The organism is Liquorilactobacillus mali KCTC 3596 = DSM 20444 (assembly GCF_000260415.1).
Classification (GTDB): Bacteria; Bacillota; Bacilli; order Lactobacillales; family Lactobacillaceae; genus Liquorilactobacillus; species Liquorilactobacillus mali.
Map to the genome: position 1 here is coordinate 1 of NZ_BACP01000071.1, position 17368 is coordinate 17368.

Annotated in this window: 18 protein-coding genes; all 18 read right to left on the reverse strand. The window is 37.1% G+C overall.

Annotated features, from left to right (window positions below):
- Positions 1–1044 (reverse strand): phage tail protein (locus tag GSM_RS14435; RefSeq protein WP_010078399.1); only part of this gene is annotated, 1044 nt, incomplete at its 3' end.
- An 11-nt stretch (positions 1045–1055) separates the two neighbouring features.
- A complete protein-coding gene (locus tag GSM_RS13205) occupies positions 1056–1898 on the reverse strand; it encodes a phage tail domain-containing protein (protein ID WP_010078400.1) in 843 nt (280 codons plus the stop codon).
- Positions 1898–6466 carry a tape measure protein gene (locus tag GSM_RS13210; protein WP_003691129.1) on the reverse strand — a complete coding sequence of 1523 codons (4569 nt, stop codon included), beginning with the start codon at positions 6464–6466 and terminating at the stop codon, positions 1898–1900. Before GSM_RS13210 ends, GSM_RS13205 begins: the two co-directional genes overlap by 1 nt.
- Before the next feature lie 17 nt (positions 6467–6483).
- Entirely contained in the window at positions 6484–7080 is a 597-nt protein-coding gene (locus GSM_RS13215; protein ID WP_003691131.1) for a Gp15 family bacteriophage protein, read from the reverse strand.
- A gap of 9 nt (positions 7081–7089) precedes the next feature.
- Positions 7090–7557 carry a hypothetical protein gene (locus GSM_RS13220; protein WP_003691133.1) on the reverse strand — a complete coding sequence of 156 codons (468 nt, stop codon included), beginning with the start codon at positions 7555–7557 and terminating at the stop codon, positions 7090–7092.
- Positions 7558–7610: 53 nt separating this feature from the next.
- The gene (locus GSM_RS13225) at positions 7611–8099 is read right to left on the reverse strand and encodes a phage tail tube protein (RefSeq protein ID WP_003691134.1); all 489 of its coding nucleotides are present in this window, start codon (positions 8097–8099) and stop codon (positions 7611–7613) included.
- A gap of 13 nt (positions 8100–8112) precedes the next feature.
- Complete coding sequence (locus GSM_RS13230) at positions 8113–8502, reverse strand: hypothetical protein (RefSeq protein ID WP_003691136.1); 390 nt, start codon at positions 8500–8502, stop codon at positions 8113–8115.
- On the reverse strand, positions 8492–8869 hold the full coding sequence (locus GSM_RS13235; protein WP_003691138.1) for a minor capsid protein: 378 nt from the start codon (positions 8867–8869) through the stop codon (positions 8492–8494). Before GSM_RS13235 ends, GSM_RS13230 begins: the two co-directional genes overlap by 11 nt.
- Positions 8869–9222: a putative minor capsid protein gene (locus tag GSM_RS13240; protein ID WP_003691140.1), complete on the reverse strand. Its 354-nt coding sequence runs from the start codon at positions 9220–9222 to the stop codon at positions 8869–8871. The genes GSM_RS13235 and GSM_RS13240 overlap by 1 nt, the downstream gene beginning before the upstream one ends.
- Positions 9219–9650 (reverse strand): head-tail connector protein, encoded by a 432-nt coding sequence (locus tag GSM_RS13245; protein WP_003691143.1) that lies wholly within the window; start codon positions 9648–9650, stop codon positions 9219–9221. The genes GSM_RS13240 and GSM_RS13245 overlap by 4 nt, the downstream gene beginning before the upstream one ends.
- Before the next feature lie 11 nt (positions 9651–9661).
- Complete coding sequence (locus tag GSM_RS13250) at positions 9662–10534, reverse strand: hypothetical protein (RefSeq protein WP_003691145.1); 873 nt, start codon at positions 10532–10534, stop codon at positions 9662–9664.
- A gap of 19 nt (positions 10535–10553) precedes the next feature.
- Positions 10554–11162 (reverse strand): phage scaffolding protein, encoded by a 609-nt coding sequence (locus GSM_RS13255; protein WP_003691146.1) that lies wholly within the window; start codon positions 11160–11162, stop codon positions 10554–10556.
- Between the two features lie 93 nt (positions 11163–11255).
- Positions 11256–12386, reverse strand: a complete 1131-nt coding sequence (locus GSM_RS13260) for a phage minor capsid protein (protein ID WP_003691149.1) — start codon at positions 12384–12386, stop codon at positions 11256–11258.
- On the reverse strand, positions 12386–14200 hold the full coding sequence (locus tag GSM_RS13265) for a phage portal protein (RefSeq protein WP_235720391.1): 1815 nt from the start codon (positions 14198–14200) through the stop codon (positions 12386–12388). The genes GSM_RS13260 and GSM_RS13265 overlap by 1 nt, the downstream gene beginning before the upstream one ends.
- 72 nt (positions 14201–14272) lie before the next feature.
- Positions 14273–15601: a PBSX family phage terminase large subunit gene (locus GSM_RS13270; protein ID WP_003691152.1), complete on the reverse strand. Its 1329-nt coding sequence runs from the start codon at positions 15599–15601 to the stop codon at positions 14273–14275.
- The gene (locus GSM_RS13275) at positions 15585–16121 is read right to left on the reverse strand and encodes a terminase small subunit (protein WP_003691153.1); all 537 of its coding nucleotides are present in this window, start codon (positions 16119–16121) and stop codon (positions 15585–15587) included. The genes GSM_RS13270 and GSM_RS13275 overlap by 17 nt, the downstream gene beginning before the upstream one ends.
- The gene (locus tag GSM_RS14840) at positions 16057–16272 is read right to left on the reverse strand and encodes a hypothetical protein (protein ID WP_235720392.1); all 216 of its coding nucleotides are present in this window, start codon (positions 16270–16272) and stop codon (positions 16057–16059) included. Before GSM_RS14840 ends, GSM_RS13275 begins: the two co-directional genes overlap by 65 nt.
- Before the next feature lie 15 nt (positions 16273–16287).
- The coding region (locus tag GSM_RS15455; protein ID WP_010078401.1) for a hypothetical protein at positions 16288–17368 on the reverse strand (1081 nt) is incomplete at its 5' end.

The window sequence follows — 17368 nt, forward strand, 5'->3', positions numbered from 1 at the left end:
TCCAAGTTTATAATTTTCTTGGTATCCATTTTTTAGCTGATTAAAAAAATAATTAGGGTCAAATATCTTATTACCAAATGTAATTGAACCTGCCTGCCCACTATCTTGTTGTTGTGGATACAAAGTTCGAGATTGAACTCTAACTGATACATCAATTTCAAATCGATTACGCAACCAACCATAATTACCAGGCGTTGTATCATTCTTAAATCCTTGTACATTATTGATGAAATCCGTATAGCTCATTGTGTACTGAACATCAGGATAATCATGTATCTGTGATTTTAAATAAGCTAATAGTGTTGCTTGTGCTGTAATTGAATCGCTTGAATACGGTGACGCCCAAATTTTTCCCCAATTTGAGGCAAGTGGGCTTGTGTAATCAGCTGTTGTAGCATAAGAGCCATCATCATTCTGCTTACCATATCCCTTTATATAGGTAGTAATAACAGAATAGTCTTCTTGCCTGACAAACTTTGTAGCATTGGCATTTTCAACAAATAAAAAAGCCCCTGATTTTCCTATCGTGGACTGAATATAAATATCATAGTTATTAAAGTAATACTCAAATCCAAAATCACTAGCTAAGTTGCTTAATAATGTATCAGAAAAATCACCGCCAAATCCTTCACTAAAACTATAATTAGCAAAACTTCCAGTTGTGTGATATTTAAAACTAGTACCATTCGTGATTAAATCCAAACAAGCTGTTAGCGATTGTGTATTCTCTAACTTAGTTTCAATGTACATGTCGTGTAAATCATAAGCAATTGATGTGCAAGTAATCGTATAGAGCAACTTGTCGCCTAAGCTTTCGGGCTGTGGTTGAAGTATACGAAATTTCTTCCCAGTAATTGGTTCTACAACAATTGTTCGAGGTAATATCATTGTAGCAGCTACATAATTCGGATCTTCTGCATCGGTTGGGTCAACAACAAATTTGAAACTTAATTGATCAAAACTACCTTGTGTTTCAGTTATTGCAATTTCAAAAGCTCCACTAATTGCCGTTTGGTCTCCATTTGTGTCTTGTAGCCAAAGCACTTAATCACCTCCTAGTAATAGAAATGTGTGTCAAAACTGATTGTAAAATTTGTAGCTCCTGTTATTTGAAACTCATTCCACCCTTTTGCTAAATCAAGATAGGCGTGATTACTGTCGCCATAATCTTGACTACCATTCACAATCGGCACAAGTCCAACAATAATCAAACTATCAGACGAACTGAGAGAACGATTTAAGATGAACTCCTGCCCTGTTGTTAAGTTTCTGATGTGTAGTGCACTTGTTACTGTGCCTGAAAATGCTATCGTAACTGGATGCTCCTCTGTTCGAAGTGGAATATTTGACGCGTTGTACACTTTAAAGCTTGGAGTAGTAAATGTATACGGAATGTCAACGCCATTAGGTAAATTCTCACCTAATCCCCAAGACTCGCTATCATACGTGAATTGTGTCTGAGTAGTTGCTGTCGATTCAGCAAATCCATCAATTGCATCAAGTGTAATCGAAACACTTTTTAATTTGTGATAATTGTCAAGCTGTGTCATATCAAAAGGCTCAGTAACACACTTCCAGCGCAAATATGGTGTCCGCATAGAAATTACATAGAAGTATTCATCACTATTGAATATTTTTCGTAATGCTAAGCGCTGTAGCTCTATGTCATAGTTGTCATTTCCTATTGCATCAAGTACTAATGGAATAGTTGCTTGTTGAGCTTGACTAGCTGTTAGAAGTGCTTTATACTTTCCAATCTGTTGCCATGTATGAGCATAATTCATGCCTGGGGGATTGAAACTAATAACTCTAAATCCCATTTCGCCTAAATCATAAATGGTTCCATCTTGTCGCTGTATTAGAATAGTTGACGGATATTTGTGTTCATGCCAACTCATTAATGCCCACCCCCTACTGGAATAGCTGTTCCTGTACCAATAACATTAATTTCACTTGCTTGCATAGCTTTCTGAATAGAATAAGTTAAAGTAGCAATTGTTTTACCATCAAGAACATTGTTTAGTGTGATACTTCCTAAATTTGAAAGTGCAGATTTAACAGCACTACTTAATTGTTGAGATGTAACTGCATTTCCTGAACCAGTTTGTAAATTATCCCTAGCAGCTATATAGGCTGCTGTTTTTCCAAGCGCTGCATAACTTTGATCAATCTTATTTGCACTTAGTGGAACGGCAGATTCAAGTCCATCTTCGCCGAAAATAGATGGTTCATTTGCGAAACCGCCGTTTGCATAGCCTACATATTTGCCACCTTTTGCCAACGATTTGATACCAGGAACATTACCTATTCCACCATATCGAGACTCAATATATCCAATAGCAGAAATAGCTTGATCTAATGGATTTGTCCAAGTAGTATACCCTGATTTTGCATGAGCTTTAAAAGTCGACTCAATCATTTGAAACCAACCACTAGATGGGTGCCCAGCTTTAGCATTGCTATCCCAATTATTAGTAACATTTCTGAATCCCGATTCATACTTGGCAATCGTCTCTAGACCATTTAACCAGTTAGAGCCTGAAACACCAGCAATGCCCATAGCATGTTGAATAACCTCTTTAGCTTGTTCAGGAGTTGCTGTTCCCTTAATGTTTCCAACTTCATCATCATACTTTTTAAAGAACCCTTTTAAGTAGGAAGTAAAATCTTTAATTCCTAAATCACTAGTTCCTTTTAGCATACTATATTGAGCTGTATCAAATTTGTTTAGAAAGCCATTTAATCCGACTTTATCAGCAATCCAGTTAACTGCGCCTGACGCACCTTTTTCAACTAAACTGCTAACATCACCTATTTTGTCTTTAACCCAGTCATAAACGTTTGAGATAGTTCCCATAACACCACTAGCATGGTGTGGAATTAAACTAGTCATTTGTAAGAACTTTTTTGATTGTTCATGTGGCAAAATCGACGTACCAGCTTTTAGAGAACGAACCTCAGGGCCATTTGAACCCAATGTATAAATGCCATGTTGTGTATCATGTGCTAGTTCAAATCCTTCTTCACCAACGAGTGCTAATTCATCTTGAAGCAATCCAGCAGAACCAGTTGCATGTTTCTTTAAATCAGGTATTTTACCCCAACCTTTGTGTAGTGCATTCAGTACGTCGTTGAAACCATCAATAAAAGCATTTATAACAGTGCGGACTCCACCAAACCCGTCAGAGTATTTGCCATTTACTGTTGTCATTTCTCCTGATACTGCTTCACCATGTGCTCCAGATTGTTGCCAAGCTGTATCTACTACATCTTTCTTTTGCTTTTGATTCTTTTCAGTTACTTCTTTACGCTGCTTTTCAGTTTCATCAGATACTTTTTCATGTTCTTCTCTAGCAGTTTTAGTTGTGTTAGTATATTGATCCCATGCAGCATCTTTTGTCTGGTCTCTTTGCTGTTTAGCACTGCTAACAGTATCTTTACGCTTGCTTTCAGCAGTTGACTTAGCTTTACTGTAATCATCATCAGCTTGTTTCTTTAAGTCTTCATACTGCGATTTGCTAATTGTGTGTAAATCTTTATACTGACGTTCAGCACTATCTTTGCGAGCATCACGATTCTTTTCAGCCATTTTAACTGTCAAATTATAACTATCATCTGCAGCTTTTTTTTGGCTCTTATACTCATCTTCAGCAGATTTGTAAAGTGCTTTTTCTTCTTTCTTTGCCCCAGCAGTTGCAGCTTTATACTTTTTGTCAGCCTCTTTTTGAGTAGCATTTAGATCTTTCTCATTGAGTTTGCCTTTTTCTTTAATTAGTTGTTCATAGATTGACTTCTGCTCTTTAGCACCTTTTTGAACTTGTGCTTTTACCTTTGTGTTAAGGTTTGCCTCGTCTTTAACCATTTGGTTTACATAATCGCCATGAAGCTTTAGCAATTCAGCCTGCTTTTGTTTCTGAGAAAGATTACTATTATTTTCAATTTTAGCAACTTGATTATGATAATTAGTGCTGTCTTTAATCATTTGATTAATAGACTTTTTCTTTGAAGTTGCTTCTTTGTTGTAATAATCAGTAATTTCTTTGTATTGCTTGTTATATTCAGACTTGCTAATAGAACCATTTTTTAGCTCTGTATTTAAGTCATTAATTGCACTTTGTTTCTTTTTAGAATAATAAGTGTCAACTGCTTTTTGCATATCCTGATAATTCTTAAGGGTTGCTGTGCGTTCCTTTGCCAAATCAGCAGAGTTGAATGATGGTTTAGCAATCACTTTATTCAATGATGTGACAGAATTTGAAACACTTTTTTGCAAGTCCTTAGTATCTGCACTTACTTTAACCTTAACTTTAGGTGTGATTACATGAACTTTAAGTTTCTTTTTATCTAAACTATCTTGAATAGACTTACCAAAGCCTGAGCCAAACTTTTCGCCAACCCATGCTCCAGCACCTGCTCCAATAGCGGTACCAATACCAGGAAGTATCAATGAACCCAAAGCAGCACCCGCAGCTGTACCAGCTATTGCACCAGTTCCACCACCAACTTTGCCACCAGTAGAACTATTTTCAGTTACCCCTTTGTAGGTTTCATATGCTCCAGCAAGATAAGGAGTCGACTTAACTAAACTGCTTGCACCAATCTTTGAAACTAGACCAGAAGCACCAGCTAATAAACCAGTTTTGCTTGCTGTACTAGCAACTGTTTCAGTAGCTGCAGTTGCCTCGGCTTCTTTAGCGACCGTTCCTGCAGCAGCTGAGCCACCACCACTAAACAAATCAATTCCTGCAAATTCAGTAGCTTTGGTGATGAGTCCTGCAAACATACCCTTCATGTTGCTCAAAACACTAAGAAAGTCAGTAGCTTTTTTAATCATGAAAAAGGCAATCAAAGCCTTGGTAACATCTACAACTCCTTGTTTATGTTCAATTAGTGCTTTCAAAATATCATCAATTTGTTTAAGCGGATCAGCCGTGCCTTTGCCTTTATCAGAAACAAGGCCAAACGCTTTTGCCATTTCATAAACAAAATCAATAAATGTTTTCCAAACAGTTTGTCCAATGATACCTAATAATATTTTTAAATTGCCTATTATATCTATAATAGTTTTTTTATGTCCATTAATATAATCAAGCAAATTAGTAACCCAGCCTGTAATGCTTGCAATTGCTCCTGAAACGGCGTTCGCATACGTTTTAAGCATATCATCAGACAATAGGTCTCTAATGTCTCCACGTGCTTTTTTACTCATGTTAAATGACGTCTTAGTAATATCTCCCCAAAGTGTTTCCCACCTTGATTTAATATACATTGACATACCCATAAATGAGGTCATAGCCTCAGCTGTACCAGATTGATATTTCTTGCCTAAGTAGTCCAAAGCTTCGGTAAATTGTGTTGCGGTCAGTTTTCCTGCTGCAGACATGGCATACAATTGTTTCATTGATTTGCCAGTCGCTTGTTGTAAAGCTTCACCGAACATTGGAAATCTGTTAATCATGACACTCATATCCTCAGCACTAGCTTTTCCACCAGCAACAATCTTTGCAAATTGTTCTCCTGATTCAGCAAGTGCATCATTTGTCATATGCAAAGTAGAACCCAAGGCTACAAATGAATTTGTCCAATCTTTAGTTTCAGAAACACTTGAATGAACATGGTAAAAAGATTGTGCCATTTTATTAATCGTATCTGCAGCGTAAATTGAATGTGATGAAAGGCTATTGATATAACTAACTAATTCTTTCCCGTCTTTTGGTGCCTCAGTTGTCAATGAAGTCCAAACTGTCTTCATGGTATCTTGTTCTTTGTTATACTCAATACCTGCTGCAGTTGCTTCTTTCAATCCGCTTACTATTGCTTGAATGCCATTCGAAATCGCTTGACCAACGAATGAGCCAACAATGATTTCCTTTAGGTGTGTGAAATGCTTACCTGTATTATCGGCTTCCTCTTTCAATCTAGAAAGACCAACAGTTGCTTGATCTCCGTCAAGTTTCATCTTAGTAACGATTTCTTTAGGCATTTTTGACATTTCTTCACGCCAATTAATTTCTTCACCTTTTTCAACTTTTGCTTCTAGTTTAGTAACCTCTTCTTTAGGCATTTTGCTAAGTAAAGATTTGAAATTTTTAATACCAGCCTCTTCGGCTGATGCAACTAACTTAGTGCGAACTTCTTTCTTAATATCATCAAGATTGCGATTAACTTTATTCTTAGCTTCATTTGAATCACTGTTCATTTTGTCGGTGTTTTTCTTGAAGTTAGAACCCATGTCGTTTCCTGCATTGTTACCCATTTTCTCAGATTCTGAGTCAACAGTTGATTTTGTTTCTTTTGCAGAGCTTTTAATGTTCTCAGTGTTATTTTTGAAAGAACTGTCCATTTTATCGCCAGTATTAACACCCAACTTATTAAGCAAATCATTTACCCATTCAATATCCGAATGAAAGTCTGCTTTATTACCTGGAAAAAGCAAATCAATAACAACTTGTCCATCTGATGCCATATTTCAACCTCCTTTCGCTAAATATTTTCAAGTGCCTTACCTATTTGTGCCTGCTTTTCAGCTTCAATTTCTTCTGGCGTTTTTCTTACAGCAAATGTTTGTTTCTGTATACTAAGTTGCCGAACATATTCTTGGTTTTCAGTATGTTTAGATGGATCTTCACTTCTAATATGCACGATTTGTTGAAAGGGCGTATTAGAACTCAAATTGGTAAAGAGCGCTCTGAACTTGAAATAATCAAGTTTCCCTTTTTCTTCAATCAAATCAATGCCATATTGCTGAATGAATGAAGCATAAATGGCCTCTGAGTCTTGTTCATAATCAAACATCTTTACCGGATTACTATTCAATGACTGATAAGGGCTCTCGCTCAATAAATCAATAGCGTACTTAATAGTTTCAACCATTTTATCGATTGGAACATCAAGGCCTGAGCCAACCAAGAATTCAAATTCCATTACGACTTTTCGATATTTTTCTATCGTTTTATCATCAAGAACTTGAAAAAAACGTAGAATATTGTCATAAGCAAAGTTGAGTTCATATTCTTCATTGTTCCAAACGAAAATACGTTCTTTTTTATCAAGCGGTATTGATCTAACAATATTAAGCAAGCATAATCACTACTTTCTTGTATTCCCTCTAGGCTTCAAATTTCTGACTGGGTACTTTTCCTTTAGCATTTGCTGACGCTTTTTCTCATACTCTGATTTCTCATGCTTTAAAGCGTTTTGAATAGTTGTAAGGTCTGTCATTAGCAGTTCTGTGCTTCCGTGTTTTGACTCCCAAAGCTTTTGGCCAATACCCTTTTCATCAAGTAACTTATCAAATAAAGTCGTTAGCTTTTCTCGAAGCGATTTAATAATGTCGTCTGAAAAATCAGTTATATCCTTTTCGGTAATCTTTGCTTTTCCATTTTCAGCATCTTCAAGTTTCGACCTCAGTTTTTCTAGCTTGTCAGCTTGCTCAAAATAATGGCCGACAACTTGGTCGATAAGGCTTTCAGTCTTATCGTTTGCGTATATTTGATATACTTTTTTGTCAATTCTTACACCAACATGTGGTGTTTCTTCGCTTAGGTTGATTAACATTTAAAGTCCTCCATTTTTCGTCTCATTTTTATCGTCTCTGTCTTAACTAATTATTAGCCTGCTGGTGTTGTTGTAGGATTTAGATTAGCAGTCCCATTAGCTGCAAGTGTAAATGTCATTGTTGACTTAGCATTACCATTCCCACCAATCGTTACGATATTCTCAATGGTGCATTGATAGACTTTTACAGTTCCGTTCGCTTTGGTGAAACGTACAAGCGTTTTAGCATCATCACCTGTTGCATCTTTATCTTCGAGCCCTTGAATATAGTCACAGGCTGCATCACCCTGCAAAACATTGCCAGTAACAGCCCAAGTACGAGCATGACCAGTGACTTCGGAATTACTATTATCTTCATCAGCAAAATAAATAGCATTATCGACTACGTCACCAGGTGTTTGTGTGATTCCCGTGATGAATTTGGCTAAAGATTGAAATGTAGCAGCTGCTAAATCTGCTACTGGGTCAAGCCCTCCTGCAGTATCAATTTCAATGCTATTTTTCCAGTTATGTGTAAATCCTTTTACTACTGTATCTACCATTTAAAATTTCCTCCTAATTGTTTTTAGTTACATAAGCTATAAAGTTTGTTATCCAATAAACATTTCCAATGTTATCAATTAACTGGTTAAACGGCATTCCAGCGATTTCTATGTGGTCGAAATCAAATGAACCATCTGCACTATTTAGCTCTTCAAGATTTGTAAGAGCATCTGCAATTGGATTAAGCGTATCTCTTGCTGTCTTATATGAGTCACTATTGAGTGATAGTTCAAAGTTCATTGCCATATCTTGATTACCATTGAAATACGTTTGAGTTGCTTTGCTCCCAGGGTCCATTTGCAAACTAAGTTGTCCATTTGCAGGTACAAAGCCTAAACCGCAGTTAGCAGCATCTCCACCAAGTCCTCGAATGAAATTACATAATTGAACATCAAGATCCACCGTGTTTTGCCTCCTTCATTAATGAATTAGCAATTACTTGTTTCCAGTCATCACCAAAAGTGGCTTTACCACGTAAATCCCAACGTTTCCCAGCTTGTGGGTGTGTTGTAGTCGTATAGTTCTCAATAGGATATTTCCCACCTACAACTCCATAGAACTGTGCTTTGGCGTACGGCATCTTATAAACAATCTGTTTATTCTGAGTGTTGACGTAACTATCCCTTGTTAAATTTCCTTGTCTATAAGGAACAAACCTTTGCATATCCATTTCCATTTGGCTAAGTGCTGGTGAAACAACTCTCACAGATTCTGCGGCGTTCTTAATATTATTAAGAGCGCTTAAATTTGTACTAACTTTAATACCCATCACAGCACCTCCAACTTGTATCCAAATAAATCATCACTGAATGGCTGTTTGAGCTCGTTAATCGTTTGGACAGTATATTCATTACCTTCAAATTCGATTTTTGAACCAAGATTGTCTTTGTTCAGTGTTGGCATTGGGTTAGTGCAATCTGCATAAAAAAAGACAGTCCCATTTGCAATGAGCTGTCTATTATCGTTTGAACCTGTATATTGTGTTGCTAATTGAACAACACATTTTGAAATTGTGACTGGTGTATCTTGTTTAGCTTGACCGTACATATCAGTTTCACTCTGATAAGACTTTGTCAAAATTACTGATTGATTACATAACGTAATTGGTACTGGTAATCTCATACATGGTCAACTCCTACATAAAGCAAGCCATATTGTCCTAAAAGAGTTCTAACTGCTTTTAACACGCCAGTTGAGCCAACTGTCATAGTATCAGCAACACCACTCTTAAACGTCATTGAAGTACCACCAACTGAGTATGAAGACACGTTATTTTGCTGTAATTCATAAGCTGACTTAGCATTTGAATCAATAACAAATTGTGTCTGCATTGCAACAGCCTTTTTGAAAGCGGTAGCACGTTTTACACGATATGGAAAACTGCTTGATACATCAACTACTAAATCTTGACTGCCTAAATTAGGGTCATAGAAACTAGTGACTGAATTAATTGCAATCTCGGCTGATTGTTCAGCACTATCAAAGTCGTCCTCATTAAAGGGCGGTGAATATCCAAATTGTTGAAATTCACTTGATGTTAGATATGCCATAGACTAGCCTCCTAACTTTCTGTTACTGGAGATGCTCCAACATAAATTCCTGGTTTAGCATTATCAAGCACGATTGCGTCATAATAAGATAATCCTTTAATAGTGTAACGATTACCATTGCGGTCTGTGCTTGGATCAATAACAGAAACAGAATCATACTTAACAACTGGTGCAATTGCTGTTAATGGTGTCAAAATAAAGTTAACTGCCGTTGTTGCTGGAATTGATAAACCGGACAAACGGTCTTTGGCAACTTTCATAATTGGAACACCACCATCTAATTGACCGACTGTGCGATTAATTCCTTGAATTGCTTGCTGATTAGTTGTGAAATATCTGCTTAATCCCGAAGCATTTTTAAGTGCTGTGTAGAAAGCAGATGAAACAAGCATAATATATCCACCTGGTACTTGTGTATCAGTCATGTAAGCTTCTGCGGCATCATAAGCATCTAAAACATTGTCCTTTGTGATAGTATCTGGATCTGTTTTGCCTGCATTGTCAAATAACGTTTGAACTGCAACTTTATCACGATGTGGAATTGTAACTAAACGATTATGTTCTTCTGTAACATTAGCTACTTGCAATGCTCCACTTTCAGACATATCTAGTTCATCAAGGTCGTAAGCAAACCAATCTTCATGTGAAAGCTTGACAGTTTCTTTTTCAATACTTACTTGGCTTCGTGTATTATCTCCATTACGAACATATGCTGATGGTTGCACAAAACCGCTCATCTTATTAATGCGTACTTCATTAGCACCTACGAAATCAGCAGCAGTTACACCTTTTGCTCCTGCTGTTAATGGTTGCCATACTTGTGAATCCGCCTGATAAATTTTATCAAGCTCTGCCATATCTCTAGAATCTAAAACTACTGCCATTTAATTTTCCTTCTTTCTTTTATTGTCCGCCCGTCATTCTTTGGGCAATTCTCTGTACTATAGTTGGCTCATTTGCATTATCACCACTAGCGTTTCCCGTAAACGTTGCGTGTGTAGCAGTATTTTGGTTCTGATTGTTGCTGTTCTGTTCTCCTTGCTCAAACAAGAAATCATTATCCTTTTGTACGGCCTCTAATTGGTCTTTAAAGCCAACTAAGTTGTCGCCGTCAACTGATACCTTGTCTAAGTCAAGTAAAGCCTTAACCGCTTTAGGATTGCGTGCTTTTGCATCACGTAAAGCTGAATCAATCTTGAAGTTCTTGCTTTGTTCTGCCAATTTGCTTTGATAATCAGTAGCAGCTTGCTTATTTTCATCTTGTAGCGACTTTATTTGAGCTTTTAATTCCTCATTATCGCCAGCTGACTTCTTAAGTGTGCTTAACTGACCATCTCGTTCTTTGATTTGCGAATTCAAATCATCATTTTGACTTGTAAGACTATCAATCTTGCTCTGCAATTCTACTTTCTCAGCAGAAATACCTTTGTCCTTGCCAACCTCACTCATTATTTTTTCTAAACTATCACCCTCAATACCTAAAGTTTTAAGAAATTCTCTTGTTACTGACATATGCAAATCTCCTTTCGTGTTTTTATCGAAGCAACGACTCCGATTTGATTGCATAAAAAATAAGCAGTTTAACGACAATACTCAGGTCGATTATTATTTACTTTGAATCTGTTCACGGCTGTAATCTCTATTCAAGAAATCATTTGACTTAATTAATTCTCTAACTCGTGCTTGTTGGTTAGATAATGTACTTTTGAAATGGTTAACGCCTGATTTATCACCTAACATTTCAGCAGCATTCATTTTCTTTTTAGTTTGTCTGATTGCACGTTCCATTGACCGCTGTTTCTGTTGTATGTCGCCTTGTTTCTGTGCAGTTGCAGGACTAGGCATATCCGAATCTTTGTGGTCAATGTTTATTTTAGGATCAAACGGTGTAAATATATGCCCGCAGTTAATCCCTTGAACACCAGCAGGCTTACCATAACCGTGATTGTAGATTGAATCATACTTAGAATCGTAATCAGGGCTTTCAGGCGGTACCATGTTAACTACATGTCCTTGAATTGGAGCACACGCAGGCCTTGCACATGGATGCCAACTCATTTTGGCAAGCGTAACTTTATTAACGTTCATAGTCTGATTGCGTAATTCATTAACTACTCGATGATTTGTCGTATTGATAACAGTACGAGCATATCCTTCAAGTGACCAACCTTTTCCAGCTCTATCAGTTAATCTAGTTGGTATTCCTTTATCAACCCAACGGTACATGTTGTCTCTAATAGCTTGTTCATGTGTCTTAAAGCCACTTGAAACTTCAATTGTACTTTTAGTTATGATATCTCGGTAAATCTGTGTAGCGCTATTTGTGGCTATATTACGTGTTAAAAGAGATTCATTAATATTGTTGTACAGTGACTGCCAAGTTTGGTTAATGTAAGAATTGATAATGCCTTTACTGTCAGGTGAAAGGTTGCCAGCTTTAGTTGTGTTCCTTTTTATTTCATCTTGCGTAGTTTTAACTGCACTATATCCTAACTGCTGACACATTTCTTTAATTGCAGCAGGAGTTTTGTTATTGACTTTGGCAACTTCATTAATGACTTGATCTGTGAGCTTACCAGCTTTGGCAAATTGCTCTAGTTGCCACTGCATAATGTTGTCTTTGTTAATGTCTTTGTAACTACTGCTTTTTAAAGCATTGATAATAATATTGAAAATATTCTGTTGCAATGATGAGTACATGTTGATGATTAAATCAGCATAATTATTGGAACTCATTATTCATCACCACCATTAAGTACATCACTTTCAAAAGGATTTTCGTTTTGATTATTGTTTGTTGGCGTTTCAGCTTGTATCTCGCTGAGCCACTCTTCGGCCTCTTGCTCAGACTTGCCATAATTGCGCATAATGTATTGTTTCTTTGGCATTGTGCCGGCTTGAACTGCAAGCATATCCTGTTTAGCTTGTGCGTCCTTGTCAACAAATACACCGTCGTCATAGTGAACACTAATTTGTAGATCATCTAAATCAATATCTGATAGTAAAGGCTCGTTGTTGTCAAATAATTCAGGCACTTGTGCTAATTGAATCATTGATTGAATCAGTTCAGAAATAAACTTGCTAATACGATTCAAATAGCTAGAACGTGTCTGATAAGTCATGCTGTTCTCTGAAACAACTTGTGTGGCCGTTGTAACACCGCCTGTTGTATCTGTAGTGAATGTTCCACTTGATAAGCCAACTGCATTTTCTAATTCATGTAAGAAATACTGCATTGTTTGCTGATACTCTTCTACACGGATATCTGGGTTAATTTGTACAACTGGATTTGTGCCATCTCCTAATCCTTCAACAGATTGATACGTGTCTTGATCGGGATCGAATTGACCAGTTTGATGATATTCGTCTCCTGGTCTAACTGTTTCAGGTGGTACTAATACCTTGCGTCTGCCCATTCGCATTTCCCACACGAACGAATCATGAGCGTAGTTAATTGCATCTAAAATGTTTTGGCAGTTGTTAACAAAGCCAACGCCTAATGGGCTTTCAGGAGCAACATTGTTTTGCCCTGGACACTTGAAATAAACAAATAACGGTCGCTTGAAATTAGTAAATTTAACTTGTGGTGCTACATCAGTATACATATCATCTGTGCCAAGGCTAACTTGTTCGCCGACTTGGTCAGCATCCGTACTTTTATACAGCTCATTAGTAATCTGGTATGTGCCATCTTGTGCCCATTGATGAAACTCTAGCAATGTGTAGTAATATCTTTCTTTATCAACAACTTTTACAGACCTTGAAGCAATAGCAGCTTGACTAATTTCTTCTGTGTTTGCGTCAAGACTAAAAAATTGACTTGCTCTTACCCAAGCAACTTTTATTTTGCCATTATCAACGTATGGGCGTGCAGCAAAGCCACCACTTGGAATTCCTTGTTCTAGTTTGCCTTCAAGATTACTATTCACTCCTGAATCTTCGAGCCATTTATCAATGAAGTCAGATAAATCACTCATTGGATCGTTATCATCTGTCTGAGATGAACTATTTGAACCCATAGAACTCATGCTAGGCATTGAAGAATCAATCTTACCAGGTGAGACTGATGGAAACATTTGGTCAGTTGGTGTCATCTCACTGTCAACAACCCACTTATGATTAGTTACTTCTGCTGTACCATCTGTTGGCCAGTAATCAACTTCATAAGCACCATTATCAACAGAATCTATCTTCGCAATTGCTCCCTGCATGTTTGGCATATGGTTAGCTGACAGAATAACTGTATCGCCAACATTAAAGCTTGCTTGTGTATCATCTTGGCTCTTGCTATCAATTGAAACATCAAAGCCACTGTTCAAGCAGATTGAAGCTTGACGCTTGGCAACCATTTGAGTGATGTTGACTGCGTTGAATCTGCGGTTTCTCTTTTCCCCTTGTGAGTTAAAATAGCTAACCGTATTTATATCTGCACCTTTTTTAGCTAGATAATTACCAGCGTAGTATCTTTGCGCCAGTTTGATACGATCTATCTCATCTTGATTAGTTGCAATTCGCGAATCATCTGAAATCTTGCTTAATGAATTTGTCATGCCAATTGCTGCACCTCCTTTCCTGAAAAAGTCTTTAATTTTGCTAATCACACTCACATAGGTTCACCACCTTTAATATTGAAGTCCAAGGGCACGTTTTTCTGTAATCACGTAATATTGAAGTGGGTCACATTCATGATCAAACACTTTAATTACATGTGGGTCGTCACTCTCAACTGTTTTCTCGTCCCATTGATACTGCTCATGCTGTGGAATAAACATTCCCACATTATTTTGTGTGTTGAGATAATAAAAGCGTCCCTCTGCTAATAGTGACTGAACGTACTCAATCATGTTTGCTTTCTTTAATTTTTTAACTGGTGTCCATTTAACACCAAAATCATTATCCATTTGATTTCTTAAAGCAGCCTCAGCAGAATCCATAATGAACTTCCGCGCACGAATATGATATTTATTCTCAATATCATCAATAAACTGTTTAATCTCTTTTGACAGCTCACTAGGTGACTTCTTATGTGCTTTACCGTCAGGCGAGTAGTAATAGTTGTCTAACAATACAACACGAGGCTTGCCATTCGGACTACGTTTGCTTAGCAATCCCAGTGCTTGGACACACGTAGCAGAAACAGCATGGCCTGTATCAGCGCTAAAACACAATGAAGCCACATAATCATTTTCAGGTAATACATCTAACTTATGAAACAATTCCATGTTGTATACGTTTGTGCCAAGTCCAACAGCCTCGCCTAAATACAGATATCTGTAATAGTCTTTGTCATTTTCTTTAATACGATTAATTTCATCAAGTATCTGATCATCGATGAAGCCTAGTTCATCATCAAGGTAGCTAGACGAATCAATTAAATAATTCGGATTATCTCTCAATGTTTCAACCCATTCATTTATCCATGAATATGGATTACGAGGTGGATTGTAGCTCCAAAAAAAATAAACCTTGTCGGCTAACGGATGTTTCTGTCGCATAAAAGTTATGTTTGTTTGGTCAAATTCTTCTGCACTATCAAACTCGGCAGCTTCTTCATACCACACTGCGATAATGTCATTAATATCATTTGACTTTAACTTTTGGAAATCGTCTTGCCCATAGAAATAGAATGTTGAGCCAGTTGCAATATGTGTAATCCTAAACGGAGTAACTTTAATATCGAACATTTTCAGCATTCCAAACTTGCGAATTGCCCATTGAATCTTTAAGAAGACTGAATCCCGTATCGTATTAGCAACTTTGCGAATCACTACAACATTTGCTTTCTCTCCTTGAACAATGTACCAAATCATCATGAACACGAGTTTTAAAGCTATCACAGAAGACTTGAACGAGTTACGACCGCCTTTCAAAACATTATATGGTTTAGTAGTTGTCCAAACAGTTTTGAAGTGAGGCTGTACCTCTTTCTGTATGTCAATCGTTGGTGTCATCACTATCACTCTCCCAACGGTCAATAATATTAATAGGCTGTACTAACTCAGTTCCATTCTCTTTAGCCTGTTTTGCCTTAGCTTCTGCCAAGTCATTATCGGCACTAAACTTGCGCACCTTGGACAACAATTCGGCAGCCTTGAGAGCATCTGACACTTTCGCTTTAATGTCGACAACTTCTGAAACATCTTCATATGTTACTTTTTCATAATCTTCTTTAGCACCCTCAACCTTAATTGTTGTTGGCTTTTTTAGTGTCACGACTATTTGGTCTTGCTCTTCACGCCTAAGCACACTAGTCATAAATTCAAGTATTTCTTTTTGATCTGCGATCTTAGCACTATCAATTTCTTTCAATCGAATAGCTATATATTCACGTATAGCAGGTTTTGTAAGGTTTTCTTGACCAATTGACCTTGCTGTCTTCTTACTATACCCTGCTTTAATAGCTGCATCAGTGGCGTTTCCTGATATGATGTATTCGTCTGCAAATCTCTTTTGCTTTAATGTTAATTTCATGACATTCTGCACCACCTCCGCCTATCTTTACTTTAACAATCTCGCCAATCGTCACTTTAAATTCGTCACGCTTCAATTCTCTATCTAGTTCACGTAACAGTTGCAGTTCTTCTTTGCTACTCACTAGTCCATAATCACTGTCTTTTTTCATCTCATATAATCACTCCTACACGTAATAAACTGTCTCAGTCTCTTCTTTGCTGTACTGCACTAACTCAAAATTCTTAGTAGCAACCACGCCTAATTCATCTGTCCAAGTATCAGTTGGCTTTCTAGTTGATACTTGTCGTTGTACAAAGCCACCTAAATCTTTGCTCATTTCAGTGTGCAGATGTCCTGTAAACAGTTCTCTGTTTTTAGCTCGTCCCCACATTTCAGCAAAACGGCTAGCAAAGTTAGCAACGTAATTCTTCTGTCCTTTGTTTCCATGTGTTGCACCAATGAAGTTTCTGCCTAACATGTACGCCTTAAATTGTGACGGCTCTATATCAAAGCTCATATTTGGTTGATTTCTGTATGCTCGTTCTAATAACCTAGCAAACAAATATCCAACTGTCTTATCATGATTGCCAAATGTACTTATTAATTGCAAATGGTTACTATGTTTAAGAATTGCTGATATCAGTGTTTCAAAGTAAATTTCCATTTCATCTACCGTTCTGGCTACATCAGTCGTCTCTAACTGTGTGCCTTTGGTAGTAGTTGAATTAAAACTATCAACATGAGCAACATCTCCGCCTAAGATTAAACATGTATCTTGCCAACGTTCTGAATTAATCAGATTAAGTTCTTTATTAAGCGACTTAGTATAAGTTTTAAGTGTCTCACCATTGAAATGAGTATCAAATGCTGGAACAACTAAATAACTATCTGACTGTAATAAAATAGGAGGCTCACGCTTGTAAGGCTCCTTATGTGACACTATTAAATTAATCAACTCGTCAGTATCTATTTCATTGCCAATCGGCTCAACAACTATCTTGCTTTGAAAATTAAATTGTTTGCCTTTCTTGGTACTGATAACTGACCATTGATTGCTAACTGACTGTTTGACTTTCCATTTAGCTGGATCGTAGTTATGTGCTTCAAGCAAGAACTCAGGACTCATATTAGGCTCACTATTAATCACAGTTTCAATTGTTGATGTAATTGAGCCGTCTTTGTTTTGCACGTGTTTAATTGCCTTTTTAGAAGCATCAGTGTGTGATGATACAGACTTGCGATCAAGATTACTAAATGGATAACCA